Annotated in this window: 9 protein-coding genes; 3 read left to right on the plus strand and 6 right to left on the minus strand. The window is 73.6% G+C overall.

What is annotated here, in order from left to right:
• The first annotated feature begins 11 nt into the window (after positions 1-11).
• Positions 12-788, plus strand: a complete 777-nt coding sequence (locus ABT232_RS35010) for an alpha/beta fold hydrolase (RefSeq protein ID WP_351847905.1) — start codon at positions 12-14, stop codon at positions 786-788.
• Positions 785-2,050, plus strand: a complete 1,266-nt coding sequence (locus tag ABT232_RS35015; RefSeq protein WP_351847907.1) for a cytochrome P450 — start codon at positions 785-787, stop codon at positions 2,048-2,050. The genes ABT232_RS35010 and ABT232_RS35015 overlap by 4 nt, the downstream gene beginning before the upstream one ends.
• A gap of 56 nt (positions 2,051-2,106) precedes the next feature.
• Here ABT232_RS35015 and ABT232_RS35020 read toward each other — a convergent pair whose 3' ends face one another.
• The 6 genes from ABT232_RS35020 to ABT232_RS35045 all read right to left on the minus strand — a co-directional run bounded on the left by ABT232_RS35020 (position 2,107) and on the right by ABT232_RS35045 (position 10,923).
• Entirely contained in the window at positions 2,107-3,285 is a 1,179-nt protein-coding gene (locus ABT232_RS35020) for a damage-control phosphatase ARMT1 family protein (RefSeq protein WP_351847910.1), read from the minus strand.
• A gap of 54 nt (positions 3,286-3,339) precedes the next feature.
• Complete coding sequence (locus ABT232_RS35025; RefSeq protein WP_351847912.1) at positions 3,340-3,987, minus strand: ScbR family autoregulator-binding transcription factor; 648 nt, start codon at positions 3,985-3,987, stop codon at positions 3,340-3,342.
• A gap of 348 nt (positions 3,988-4,335) precedes the next feature.
• Complete coding sequence (locus ABT232_RS35030) at positions 4,336-6,150, minus strand: S8 family peptidase (RefSeq protein ID WP_351847915.1); 1,815 nt, start codon at positions 6,148-6,150, stop codon at positions 4,336-4,338.
• 302 nt (positions 6,151-6,452) lie between these two features.
• Positions 6,453-8,348 carry a helix-turn-helix domain-containing protein gene (locus ABT232_RS35035; protein WP_351847917.1) on the minus strand — a complete coding sequence of 632 codons (1,896 nt, stop codon included), beginning with the start codon at positions 8,346-8,348 and terminating at the stop codon, positions 6,453-6,455.
• 93 nt (positions 8,349-8,441) lie between these two features.
• On the minus strand, positions 8,442-9,950 hold the full coding sequence (locus ABT232_RS35040; RefSeq protein WP_351847918.1) for an aromatic amino acid ammonia-lyase: 1,509 nt from the start codon (positions 9,948-9,950) through the stop codon (positions 8,442-8,444).
• A 13-nt stretch (positions 9,951-9,963) separates the two neighbouring features.
• On the minus strand, positions 9,964-10,923 hold the full coding sequence (locus ABT232_RS35045; RefSeq protein WP_351847921.1) for an ABC transporter substrate-binding protein: 960 nt from the start codon (positions 10,921-10,923) through the stop codon (positions 9,964-9,966).
• A 325-nt stretch (positions 10,924-11,248) separates the two neighbouring features.
• Between ABT232_RS35045 and ABT232_RS35050 the strand changes: the two genes are divergently transcribed.
• The coding region (locus tag ABT232_RS35050) for a sensor histidine kinase (RefSeq protein ID WP_351847922.1) at positions 11,249-13,702 on the plus strand (2,454 nt) is incomplete at its 3' end.

Genomic DNA, 13,702 nt, shown 5'->3' on the forward strand with positions numbered 1-13,702 from the left:
CGGTGGTGCCCATGACCTCCTTCGCGCTGCCTCATGAACTGCACGGCGACGGCGCCCACAAGGTGTTCGCCGTGCACGGCTGGTTCGCCGACCGCTCCGCGTACGCGCCGGTGCTGCCGGACCTGGACCGTACGTCGTTCCAGTACGCGCTGGTCGACCTGCGCGGCTACGGCCTGGCCAGGGACAGCGCCGGTGCCCACAGCACCGGTGAGGCCGCGCTGGACCTGGTGGAACTGGCCGACCGGCTGGGCTGGGAGCGGTTCTCGGTGGTGGGGCACTCGATGGGCGGCGCGATCGCCCAGCGGCTGCTGGCCGTCGCCCCGCACCGGCTGCGCCGGGTGGTCGGTGTCTCACCGGTGCCCGCCTCCGGGCTGGCGCTGCCGCCGGAGCAGTGGGAGCTGTTCGCGGACGCCGCGCACCGGCCGGAGAACCGCCGGGCGATCATCGACATCACCACCGGCGGCCGCCGCCCGGCCGCCTGGCTGGACCGGATGGTCGGCCGCTCCCTCGCGCAGAGCGACCCGAAGGCGTTCCGGGCCTGGCTGGACTCCTGGGCGCTGGAGGACTTCCACGACCGTGTCGAGGGCGCGACGGTCCCCGCGCTCGCCGTCGCCGGGGCTCTCGACCCCGCGCTGTCGGCGGAGCTGCTCCGCGGGACCTGGATGACCTGGTACCCGCGCGCGGAGCTGCACGAGCTGCCCGGCGCGGGGCACTACGCGATGGACGAGACCCCGCTGGAGCTGATCCGGGTGGTGGAGGACTTCCTGCGCGCGGACGGCCCCGCATGACGGTGCCCGAAGCCCCGCCCGTCCCCGACGTCTTCGACCCCCGCCGGTACGCCGAGGGCGTGCCGCACGACGCCTACCGCGTGCTGCGCGACCACCACCCGGTGGCCTGGCAGGAGGAGCCCGAGGTGCTGGGCTGGCCGGCGGGGCCCGGCTTCTGGGCGGTGACGCGGCACGCCGACGTCGTCCGCGTGCTGAAGGACTCCGCGGCCTTCTCCTCGTGGCTCGGCGCGACCCAGATCCGCGATCCGGACCCGGAGGATCTGCCGTTCGTCCGCCGCATGATGCTCAACCAGGACCCGCCGCACCACGGCCGGCTGCGGCGGCTGGTGAGCCGGGCCTTCACACCGGGCCGGATCGAGCGGTTCACGGCGGTCGCCGAGGAGCGGGCCCGGACCCTGCTCGCCCGGGCCGTCGAGGCGGCCCGGTCCGGGGACGGCACGGTCGATCTCGTCACCGCGGTCACCGACGACTACGCCCTGCTGAACCTGACCGATCTGCTGGGTGTCCCGGAGAGCGACCGGGGCCTGCTGCTGCACTGGACGCGGCGTGTGATCGGCTACCAGGACCCGGACGAGGCCGGTACGCCGGTGCTGGACGGGCGCGGCCGGCCGGTCGACCCGCGCTCCCCCGCGCTGCTGCGGGACATGTTCGCCTACGCCCGGCGGCTCGCCGCGCACAAGCGGCGCCACCCGGGTGACGACGTGCTGACCGTCCTGGCCCTGGACGCCGACCTGGCGGAGGTCGAGCTGGAGATGTTCTTCTTCCTGCTCACCGTGGCCGGCAACGACACCGTCCGCGGCGCGGCACCGGGCGGGCTGCTGGCGCTGGCGGAACATCCGCGGGAGCAGCAGCGGTTGCGGGCCGGGGCGGTGGATCTCGGCACCGCCGTCGACGAGTTGCTGCGCTGGCATCCGCCCGTGCTCACCTTCCGCCGCACCGCCACGGCCGACACCGTGCTGGCCGGGCGCCGGATCCGCGCCGGTGACAAGGTGGTGGTCTGCCATGCGTCCGCCAACCGGGACGAGCGGGTGTTCACCGACCCGGACCGGCTGGATCTGGCCCGCAGACCGAATCCGCACGTCTCGTTCGGCGACGGTCCGCATGTCTGCCTGGGCGCGCACTTCGCGCGGCTGCAACTGCGGTTGCTGTACGCGGAGGTGCTGCGGGCGCTGCCGGTGCTGCGGACCGCCGGGCCGCCCGGCCGGCTGGTGTCGAACTTCATCAACGGCATCAAGTCCCTGCCGCTGCGGATCACCACCTGAGCCGGATCACTCCCCAGCCCGGATCGCCCTCGAGCCCGGCTCACTCCCGGCCCGCTTCACTCCCTGACCTGGATCAGCGCATGAGTGCCGGAGGTCCGCCAGCGTCGGCCCTCGGTGTCGGTCAGGGCGGTCTCGGTGCGGGCGTCGAGTCCGCAGATCACCTCGGACTTCAGGGTCCGCAGGGCGGCGACCGGGCCGGGGAAGTAGGCGGTGAGCTCGGCGAAGGGTGTGGTCGGGTCCCACATCCGGTCGCCCACGAGCCGCCGGTAGTTGAGGTCGCCCTTGACGACGGTCACCGTGGCGGCGGCGAACTCGGCGCGCAGATCGGCCGGCATCCGAGCGAAGGGCAGCGGGGCGGCGGCGAAGGGGTGGACGCGGACGGTGAGGCGGCCGTCGGTCATCGCCGACCACAGCCGCCGCCCGTAGGCCGCGGCGGTGCCGGGTGCCGCGGTGAGCCGGCGCAGGGCGTCGAGGACGTCGGCGGGGGTGGCGTCGGAGACGTAGTACGGGTACGGCTTGACGTAGAGGACGGCCCGGTCGACGCGGCCCCGGTCGAGGAGGTCGGCGATCAGGAGCAGATCGGGGACGAGTTCCCGGCCCGCGTTGTCGGCGACCAGACAGAGGGTGCCGCTACCGGAGGGCGGGAGCAGCGACCAGAGGGTGTCGCTGTCGTCGGCGACCAGACCGGGGGCGGCGGCCGCGGGGTCGGTGCCCTCGGCGGAGAGACGGAAGCCGAGGTCGGCGCGGTTGCCCCACAGGGAGCCGTGCAGCAGGGCTCGGGAGCGGTCGTCGGCGGGGCGGTCGTCGAGGGCGTCGAGGGCGGCCAGTTCCGCGTCCGTGTCGGGCGCGTCCAGTTCGGCGAGCTTGGCCGGCCGGAAGGGGTCGACGCCCTGCCAGGGACCGGCCGCGAAGTAGCCGACGGCTTCCAGGAGCCGGCGGTAGAAGTAGCTCTCGGACCACAGCCAGGGCACGTCGAACCAGGACTGCCCGGCGTACGCGTCGAGTCCCCAGTCCGTCCAGCGGCCGCGGTCGGGCGCGTCGTCCGGGAGGGGTTCGACGACGCCTTGGGTGCAGCTGTCCAGCAGTGCGTCGAGGGCGCGCCGGCGGTCGGGGCCGTAGGGGAAGGACTCGCGCACCTGCCGGATGATCGCGGGGTGGCGTTCGGCCAGCACGCCGTGCGGGAAGGAGCCGGGCCGGTCGGCGAGGAGCACGGGCGCGGCGGCGGTGTCGGGCATGCGCCTCACCGTACCGCGCGGGCCCGGCTCCGCCGTCGTGGCCGACCGGGCCGGTCAGGCGGTTCTGATCTCCCGCTCCAGCTGGGCGACGAGGCTGAGGTAGCGGGGGCGGCGGGTGACCGGCACCAGGCCGCGGATCAGCACGTACCACATCTCGGCCATCCGGCGGGGCAGCCGGACGAGGGGTTCGAGGGAGCGGCCCATGACGCGGGTGCCGACGAAGAAGCCGACGAGGGAGTGGGCGACGGAGTCGACGTCTATGTCCGGGTGGACGTCGGACTCCTTGACCGCGCCGAGGAGTTTGCGGGAGACGATCTCCAGCCACTCGGTGAACGGGTGCGGCAGCGGCGGCCGTACGCCGACGCCCGCGGTGGCGAGGCGGAGTCCGGCGCGGGCCACGGGGCCCTCGACGGCGAGCCGGGTGATGCCGAAGGTGATCCGCATCAAGGCCTCCAGCGAGGAGCAGTCCCGGTCCTCCACCTCACGGGCCAGCCGGCGCGAGGAGCGGGACTGGATCTCCATGATCGCGTGCGCCAGGTCCTCTTTCGCCGCGAAGTGGAAATACAGGGCGCCTTTGGTGACGTGGGCGTGCTCGACGATGTCGCTGAGGCTGGTCGATTCGTAGCCGTGCCGGTCGAACAGATCGGCGGCGGCGGCGATAATCGTCGCTCGGGTCTGTTCGGCGCGTAACTGCCTCGCCATCGTCTGACTCTCCTGGCTGAAAAGAACGGGCCATGCCGTTTGTTACTTACCGGGTGTACACGATAACTCACACCCCGCTGGCATGCGCCGGACCGTCGGTTCTCTACGACCCTTCCGTGTGGTCGAGTTGACGCAGTTCATCGTAGCCCCAACCTGGGACTATCCAAGAGGGCAATGACCGGAACCTTACGATCCGGAGGCTCGGCATATGACAAATCCCTTGTGAAACATACCGGATATGCGGTTCTGGAACCGTGGTGCGGTGCCGAGACAACGGAAAAGGCGGGCCGAACGGTGCCCATCCGCACCGTCCGGCCCGCCCGATCAGGGAAGGCGCTCAGACCTCGTTCAGAACGTCAGCTTCCAGCTGTTGAGCCGGCCCGTGTCCTGCGACGCCACGTCCCGCACCCGCAGCTTCCAGGTGCCGTTGGCCACCTCTGCGGACGCGTTCACCGTGTAGGTGGTCCGCACGTCGTCCGCGGAGTCCGAGGAGCTGGAGTTCTTCAGCCGGTAGGCCGAACCGTCCGGCGCCACCAGGTCGATGACCAGGTCACCGCGGTAGGTGTGGGTGATGTCGACGCCCACCTGGAGGGCCGACGGCGCGTTGCCGCTGCGGCCGCTGACGGTGATCGGGGACTCGATCGCCGACCCGGCGTCCGGGATGGACACGGCGGTGGTGCTGGTGAAGGCGGTGCCGCCCGTCGAGCCGTCCGAGCCGCCGGAACCGGTCACCGCCAGCACCGTCTTGGTGGCGTCGGCGAGACCCGCGCCGCAGCCGCCGGAGCAGGCGCCGGGCAGCGCACGGGCGTTGGACTTGATCGCCGACTCGATCTGCGCCGGGGTCAGCGCGGGGTTGGCCGACTCCATCAGCGCGGCGAGGCCCGCGATGTGCGGGGTGGCCATGCTGGTGCCCTGGTAGTAGGCGTACGACTCGGTGGACGGCGTCTTCGTGCCGGAGTTCAGCGTGGAGTAGATGCCGTTCGCGGTGCCGGTGCTGGTCTGGCCGCCGGGCGCCGAGATGTCCACGAGGGTGCCGTAGTTGGAGTACGAGGCCTTGGCGCCGGTACGGCTGGTGGCGGCGACCGAGATCACGTTGTTGCAGTTGCCCGGCGAGTGGCCCGACACGTTCTCGTTGTCGTTGCCGGCCGCGACGACCACCGTCGTGCCGCGGTTCACGGCCGCGTTGATGGCGTTCTGGGTGGCGCTGGTGCAGGCGCCGTCGCCGCCCAGGCTCATGTTGATGACCTTGGCGACGTTGCCGTTGGCGGGCACACCGGAGACGGTGCCGCCGGACGCCCAGGTGATGGCGTCGATGATGTCGGAGTCGTAGCCGCCGCACTTGCCGAGGACGCGCAGCGGGGAGATCTTCGCGCCGTACGCGATGCCCGCCATGCCCTTGGCGTTGTTGGTGGCCGCGGCGATGGTGCCGGCCACGTGCGTGCCGTGCCAGGAGGAGTTGGAGGCCGGGACGCCCGCGCCGCAGTCGCCCGCGTTGTACCAGTCGCCCGGGTCGGCCGGGTTGCCGTCACGGCCGTCGCCGTCGACGGAGACGGCGGTGTCGGCGATGAAGTCGTAGCCGCCGACGATGTTCGCGGCGAGGTCGGAGTGGGCGACGTAGCCGGTGTCGATGACGGCGACGGTCACCCCGGTGCCGGTGGTGGTGTTCCAGGCGCCCGGCACGTTCATGCCGGCGGTGGCCTCGAAGAGGTCCCACTGCTTGGCATAGTCGGTGTCGTTCGGGTCGGCCTGCGGCGTGTTCAGGCGGTCCGGCACGACGTAGGCGACCTGCGGGTCGGCCCGGTACTCGGCGATGACGTCGGCGACGTCCGCCTTGGTCAGGTCCTCGCCCAGGTCGACCAGGGCGGCGCCGGTGCCGAGGCGGCGCCGGAAGTCCAGCTCCTCGCCGGCCCGCTTGCCCTTGGCGATGGCGTCGGCCTCGGCGGCCTTGTTCGACCTGGCCTCCGAGGCGCCGGACTCGTAGCCGACGATGAGGCGTTCGGCGGTGACGCCGGGGGCGGCCTCGGTGCGGGCCGCGAGGTCGGCGGCGGCCTGCGGGGCGGGTTCCTGGGCGACGGCGACCGAGGCGGTGCCGGCCGTGAGCAGCGCCGCGGAGACCGCGGCGACGGATATCAGCTTGCGTCGCAGGGACGGGGAAGTACGCAAGGGCGTGCCTTTCGTGGCCGTACTCCGGGCAGCACGGAGCGGCGGTCGGGCGCTTCGTCGGTGAAGTCGTCGAAGCGGAGGGGGGTTTACCGAAAAGCGAGCGCGATGGCCGGCCAGGCGCGAGTCGACCCTGTGCCAGGGGTTACCTGTGGGTCAGCTGTGCTCGAACGATAGGCAAACGCGAGGTCGACCGGATACAGGGGAAACCCTCGATCCGGCCGGAAATCCACCCTCGCCGTCCGAGAGTCGACCGATGATGCCCGCTTTCGCCCCTTAGGCGCAGAGGGTTGCCGGTCCTCCGCTCAGAGCGGGAAGTACGAGGTGCCGTCCGTCCCGGGCCGCTCCCGGGACAGCAGCCGCAGACCGAGCATGGCGGCCAGCCGGTGCTCGGGGTCGTCGAGGTCGAGGCCGGCCAGCGCGACGGCCTTGCGGACCCGGTAGCGCAGGGTGTTCGGGTGCACCTTCAGTTCCTTGGCGCAGACCGCGACATCGCCGAAGGCGTCCAGGTAGAGCCGCAGCGAGCGGGCCAGCTCGGTGCCCTGCGCGGTGTCGTGGGCGACCAGCGCCGCCAGCCCCTGATGGCGGATGCCGCCGTGCCGGGCGAGCACGTCCACGGCCTCGCGCACCATCAGCGACGAGGTGAGCCTGTCGTGCGTCTCCACCGCCCGCTCGGGGGTGCGGGCCAGGATCTCCAGGCCGTGGTGACCGCGCAGCTTCACCGCCGGGATGTCGTCGAGGCGGCCGGCGGTGCCCGCGACGACGGCCTGGACCGGGGTGCGGGCGTGCGCGCGCAGCACGCTCACCACGTCGGTCGCCCAGCGCAGCAGCGCCCGTTCGGCGTCCGGGCCGGCCGGGAACGGCTGCGGCAGCATCGCGTAGATCTGCCCGCAGGCCTGCGCGACCAGCGCGTCCCTGCGGTACGCCGCCGCGTGCACGGAGACGATCTCGGCGGCCTCGGCGAGCCGGGCGTCCCGCCAGGCGGAGTCTCCGCGGGTGGGGTCGTCGCGCAGGTCGACGGCGACGACCGAGGCGCCGGCGGTGGGGGCGATGCCGAGATGGCCGGCGAGCGCGGCGGCGTTGAAGCGGCCGGTGAGCAGTCCGTGCGCCAGCTCCTCGCGGGAGCGGACGCGGCTCGCCGGGTCGCCTGTGTAGTAGTGGTCGACCAGTTGGGAGGCGGCCAGCCGGGCGGTGCCGCGCAGCGCCTCGGCCGCGCGGTCGGACAGCGGGCGGTCGCCCTCCTGCACCCAGACCGTGCCCAGCGGGCGGGCGCCCGCGTGGACACCGGCGGCGAGGCGTCGCCGGACGCCGAGTTCGGGCCGCGCCTCGATCTCGACGACCTCGTCGCTCTCGCGCAGCCGCTGGAAGACGCCCCAGTCGCGGAGCAGGGCGAGGTAGGGCTCGGGGCAGCTGCGGCCGAGGATGGAGCGGCGGCGCAGCTCGTCGGCGTCGTCGGCGGGGCCCGCGTACGCCAGGACCCGGTGGCCGGTGTCCTCGACGCTGACCAGGCCGTGGGTGAGGGAGGCGAGGGTCTGGGCGAGGGAGTAGAGGTCGCCGCGCTGTCCCGAGGCGGCGACGGCGGCGCGGGCCAGTTCGGCGCGGGCCACGGTCTCCACCTCGTCCCAGCGCAGCCCGGTCGGCACCGCGAGCAGGGCGATGCCGGTGCGGGCGGCGGCGGCTCGGATGTCGTCGTCGGACGCCGCGTCCGCGACACGGCGCACGCCGTCGCCCGGCCGCCCGCCGTCCACGCCGCGCCGCGCGGCCCCACTCCGGCGCGCACCCCGCGCGCCCTGCCCCGCGCTTCCCGCGCTGCCCGTGCCCGGCGGTGCCTCCTCCGCGTCGTGCGGCACCTCGACCCTGCCCGGTCCGTCCGCCTCGGCTCCGGGTGTCTCGCGCCCGGGTGCCTCGCGTCCGTCCGCCTCCTGTCCGGGTGCGGCGGCCGGGGCCCGGCGTACGGCGACGGCCGCGGCGCCCGCCGCGTGGGCCGCCGTCAGCAGGGCCACCGCCTCGGCGCCGCGCGCGCCGACGGCCAGGACGAGCGCGCCGGAGAGGTCGGTGAGCGGATCACCGGGCTCGGCGATGGCCACCGCGGCGAAGCCGACGGCGCCGGGCCCGGCCGGTATCAGCTCGGCGCCGAGCACATCGGCGAGCCGGCCCAGGGGGGCGCGGGCGGCCCCGGGGCCGCCGAGGTCGTGGGACATGCGGACACAGTAGGCGAGCGGCCTACGACAGCCGAACGGGTGCCCGAATACTGGCCGCGCCGTCGACGCCGATGTCCACGACGACGGCGTCGGCTACAGCCGTGCCAGCGCGGTCAGCAGCTCCCGGGCCGTCGCCAGGTCGGTCGCCAGAGGACGGTCGGCCGTACCGGTGGGCAGCGCACGGGATGCGGTGGTGAAGGCGCGGACGGGTGGCGGCGCCGGGTGCAGCCGGAGCGCCCGTACGGCGGTGACCAGTTCGCAGGCCAGGACGATGCCGTAGGCGTCGGCGGCGCGCAGGGCCTGGCGGGCCGCTTGGGAGGCGAAGCTGGCGGCCTCCTCCAGGCCGTGCGAGAGGACGGCGTGCCCGGTGGAGGCGGGGACGGCGCAGGCGCGCAGTTCGGCGAGGGCGGAGGTGGCCGTGTACTCCAGGATCATCGTGCCGGAGCTGCCCGCCGGGCCGACCGCGAGGAACGCGGGCAGGCCGGTGAGGTCGGGGCGGCCGAGCGCGGTGAGGCGGGCGACGCTCAGCTGGGCGGTCTGCAGGAGGGCGAGGTTCAGCGCGTCCAGGGCGAGGGCCAGCGGCGCGGCGTAGAAGCCGCCGTGGTGGTGGGCCGCGCTGCCGTCGAGGGCGATGAGCGGGTTCTCCGAGGGACAGTTGATCTCGGTCTCGGCGATCCGGCGCAGCGCCTCCGCGGCGTCCAGGGCGCAGCCGTGCACCTGCGGGAAGGCCCGGAAGCCGTACGGGTCCTGGATGCGGCGGCCCTGGCCGTACGGCCGGTCCGGCAGTCCCAGCAGCCGGCGCACCTCGGCGGCCGCGCGGGCGGGGCCGGGATACGGGCGCAGTGCGTGCACCGGAGCCGCGTACGCCTCCGGCGAGCCGGAGACGGCGGTCAGCGACAGCGCGGCCACGGCGTGCGTGGCGCGCAGCAGGGTGTCGAGGTCCTGCCAGGCGAGGGCGGTCTGCCCGAGTACGAGGGCGTTGCTGCTGAGCAGTGCGAGGGCGTCGCCCGGGCGCAGGGTGACGGGGGCGGGGGCGGCGCCGGGGTGCGGTGCCCAGGGCCGCTCGCCGATGAGCGCGAGGCCCGTCTCCGCGAGCGCGGTGAGGTCGCCGGTGCCGAGGCCGCCGTACTCCGGGACCTCGGGGTGCAGGCCGCGTCGCAGCGCCTCGGTGAGGGCGTGCACGAAGTCGGGGTGGATGCCGGAGCCGCCGGCGAGCAGCTGGTTGGTGCGCACGGCGAGCATCGCGCGGACCTGCCGGGCGGGCAGCGGGGTTCCGCCGCCGCCCGCGTGGCTGCGCAGCAGGCGCAGGCCGTGGCCGGTCTCGTCGTCCGGGCCGACGGCCACCGAGCGGTGCGCGCCGACGCCGGTGCCGCGGCCGTAGAGACGGCCGGCGGCGGCCAGCCGCTGCGCGGCCCGCCAGGACCGCCGCACCCGCTCCACCGCCCGGCCGGCCACCTCCGGCACGGCCGTCCCGTCGGCGAGCCGGACCACGTCACCGGCCGTGAGCCCGTCCCCGTCCAGCAGGACCCGGCCGTCGGTGAGGGCGGGCTCCGCCGGTACGGGGCGGGGTGTGCGGGTCGGGTCGTCGGCGGTGGTGCTCATGCGGTGCGGACCGTCAGTCGAGGCCGACCGACTTCAGCCAGGCCTTGGCGACGTCGAGCGGGTCCTTGTTCTCCAGCTGGACCTGGGAGTCGAGGTCGAGCAGGGTCTTGGTGTCGAGCTTGGCGGAGACCTCGTTGAGCGTGTCGACGCCCTCCTGGGAGAGCCCGCTCTTGTGGACCAGCGGGGTCACGTTGGCGAAGCCGAAGAGGTTCTTCGGGTCCTGGAGGACGACGAACTTCTCCTTGGTGATGGTCGGGTCGGTGGTGAAGATGTCCGCCGCCTGCACGGTGTTCTTCGTCAGCGCGGCCTGGGTCAGCGGTCCTCCGGCGTCGAGCGCCTTGAAGGACTTGAACTTCAGGCCGTACTCCTTCTCCAGTCCGACCAGCCCCTGGTGGCGGGTCTGGAACTCGGGCGAGCCGCCGAGGACCAGCTGGGGGGCGATGTCCTTGAGGTCGGCGAGCGTCGACTGGGCGGTCAGGCCGTGCTTCTTCGCCGTCTCCGCGTTGATCGACACGGAGTCCTTGTCCTCGGCGGGCGCCGACTCCAGCAGCGTCAGCTTCGGGTCGAGCTTGGCCTTGGCCGCGGCGTTGACCGACTCGATCGACTTCTGTTCGGCCTCGGGGTCGAGGTAGGCCAGCAGCGAGCCGTTGTACTCGGGCAGAACGGTGATGGAACCGTTCTTCAGCAGGCCGTAGGTGGTCTCCCGGCTGCCGATGTTGGGCTTGTAGGTGACCTTGATGCCGTTGGCCTTGAGTGCCTCGCCGTAGATGTCGGCGAGGAGGATGCTCTCGGCGAAGTTGTTGGAGCCGACGACAACGGTGCCGCTGTCCGCCTTCTCCTCCGCGAGCGGGTTGTCGGACTCGTCGTCGGACGAGCCACAGCCCGCCACCAGTACCGCGGTGACGGCGAGTGCGACGGCGGCGGCGCCGCGGTTTCTCGTGCTGGTCCAGCTGCTCTTCACGGTAGAAGTCACGTTTCCCGTTCCGGGCCGAGGGGGTGGGGGCGTCGCCAAGGATCCAATCCAGCCCCGTTCTGGTCAGTCAAGTGCCATCTGATCACAATCGCCTTCAAGAAGTGGCCGATTGACGGTCGGGAAGTGGCCACTTGTGTAGGAAAAGCGAACGAACTGCCTGGATTTCTGAGCGGGTTGTAACGGATTCTTGACGTGCAGTCGTGATCCGTCCGCCCAAGAGGCGGTAGTCTCCCCGGAGTTGGCGCCCGTCACATGGGCATGCGTCGATCGAAAACGGTCACGTTCGCATCCCGCGCCCCATGACACACCCCCCGAAGGAGGCCCGATGTCCACGCACGAGGTGGGTGTGCGGGGCTTCGCCGACCGGTGGCCCTTCCGGCGCAAGCTCAACGTGCTGGTCGGCGTTCCGCTCGCCGGACTCGCCGCAGTGCTGTCCTATCTGATCGCCGACCAGGTCGAGCGGGCCCGGGACGCCGCGAGCGCGGCCCGCCTGGTCCGGGACAGCGCCCAGGTCGCGACCCTGGTCGACCGGGTGGAGGCCGAGCACCAGCAGGCCATCCTGCTGTCGGTGCGCTACGAGGCGGCCGGCACCGGCACCAAGCCGGCGCTCACCGGCTACCGCGAGGCGCAGGACGCGGTCGACGCGCAGGTGGAGAAGGTCCGCGACACCTTCGGCGACCGGCTGCCGGACACCGAGGCACGGGTGCTGCGCGAGATCAGCGGCCTGGACAGCCTGCGCGCCACCATCGAGCAGGGCTATCTGCCCGCCGACAACATCGACCCGGCGTACACCGGCGCCGCCAAGGGCGTCATCGACGGCCTCGGCCTCGACCGCAACCCCGCCCTCGCGGCCACCTTCACCGGCAACCTGCTGGACTCGCTGCTGCGCGCCGACGCCGCCCACAGCTCCTTCGAGACCAGCGTGTTCTCCGCCTCCACCGGTGACTCCAACGCGCTGATCGAGTTCATCAACGCGGTCGGCGCGCACGAGCTGTACGAGCACCAGGCCGACCGCTTCGGCCGGTTCGCCACCGAGGCGCAGATCGCCGAGCTGCGCGGCATCGAGCACAGCGAGTCGCAGGCCGTCATCGGCCGGCAGTACGCGGAACTGCAGATCGACCCGAGCGGCCTCCAGGCGGGCACGCCGGAGCGGATCCGGGAGAAGTTCACCGCCGCGCTGGCCACCTACCCCGCCTACCGCACCCAGTCCACGACCCGGCTGGAGATCACCGCGTCGCTGATCGACCAGATCGCCGACCGCGCCGACGAGACCTCCTCCGACGCCTGGTGGAACGCCGGCTGGCTGCTGGGCAGCGCCCTGCTCGGCTTCTCGCTGTGGCTGGCGTTCGCGGTGGCGGTGCGCCGCTCGGTGGTCCGGCCGGTGCAGGCGCTCACCGGCGCCGCCCGCACGGTCGCCGACGTCGCCGGACGCGAACTCGCCCGGGTCGCCGACGACGACACCGAGGACGCCGCCCCGCTGCGGCTCAGCGAGGTGCCGGTGACCGCGCGTGACGAGATCGGCGAGCTGGCGGACGCCTTCAACCATGTGCAGACCACGGCGGCCGCGCTGCTGGAGCGGCAGGTGCTCAGCCGCCGCAACGTGGCCGAGATGTTCGGCAACGTCGGCCGCCGGGTGAGCAACCTGACCACCCGCCAGCTCGCGCTGATCGACGCCGTCGAGCGCGGCGAGACCGATCCGGCGCTGCTGGAGCGCCTGTACCGGATCGACCACATCGCGGTGCGCCTGCGCCGCAACGCCGACAGCCTGATGCTGCTCGCCGGCATCCGCGAGACCGTCCTCGACGGGGGGCCGATCGCGCTCACCAACGTCGTCCGGGCGGCGCTCGGGCAGATCGAGGAGTACCAGCGCGTCGAGCTGCACGCCGGTACCGAGGTCATGGTCGAGCCCGACATCGTGGGCGACCTGACGCTGATGGTGGCCGAACTGCTGGAGAACGCGGTGTCGTTCTCGCCGGCCGGCAGCGCCGTCGAGGTCACCGTGCAGGGCGGCCCGGACGGGGCGGCGATCACCGTCGCCGACCACGGGCTCGGTATGAGCGCCGAGCGGCTGGCCGAGGAGAACGCCCGGCTGATCCGCCGGGAACGGCTCGACCTGGTGCCGACGAAGGTGCTCGGCCTGTTCGTGGTCGGCACCCTGGCCCGCCGCTGGGAGATCGGGGTCACGCTGACCCGTACGCCGGGCGGCGGAGTGACGGCCGAGATCGTCCTCCCGCCGGCCCTGCTCCTGTCGCCCACCGCCCCCGCCCCGGCCACGGCTGCCGGGCGCGGCGCGACCCCGGAGCCGCTGCCCGCACGGGTGGACGGGACCGCCCGTCCGGAGGCCGTACGCCGGGACGGCCGGGCTGGGCGGGACACCGGGCCGGAGGCCGTGGGCCGCCGTCTCCCGGCCGACGCGAGCCCCGAGCCGGCAGCGGTCCGCCCGACCCCGGCCACCGAGAACCCCGACGCCCATGACCTCGACGCGCAGCACCCCGACACCCGGCCGGAAGCCGTCCGCCGGAACCCCGCAGCCCCCGACACCGGAGCAAGCACCGGCACGGGCACCGGCACCGGCGCAAGCACCGGCACCACCAGCCCGCTCCCCCGCAGGCTCCCCCGCCGCGACCCGGCGGCCGCCGGCCCGGCCGACGCGAGCAGCGGCACCAGCCACGGCAGCGCCGAGGGCGACAGCGCCGGCACCAGCGACCCCGGCAGCCGCACCACCCCCCTCATCCCGCGCGCCCGCTCCGAGGCCGCGCCCGCCGTCGGCGGTGCCCGG

It is taken from the genome of Streptomyces sp. NPDC001532, assembly GCF_040298625.1.
Lineage (GTDB): Bacteria > Actinomycetota > Actinomycetes > Streptomycetales > Streptomycetaceae > Streptomyces.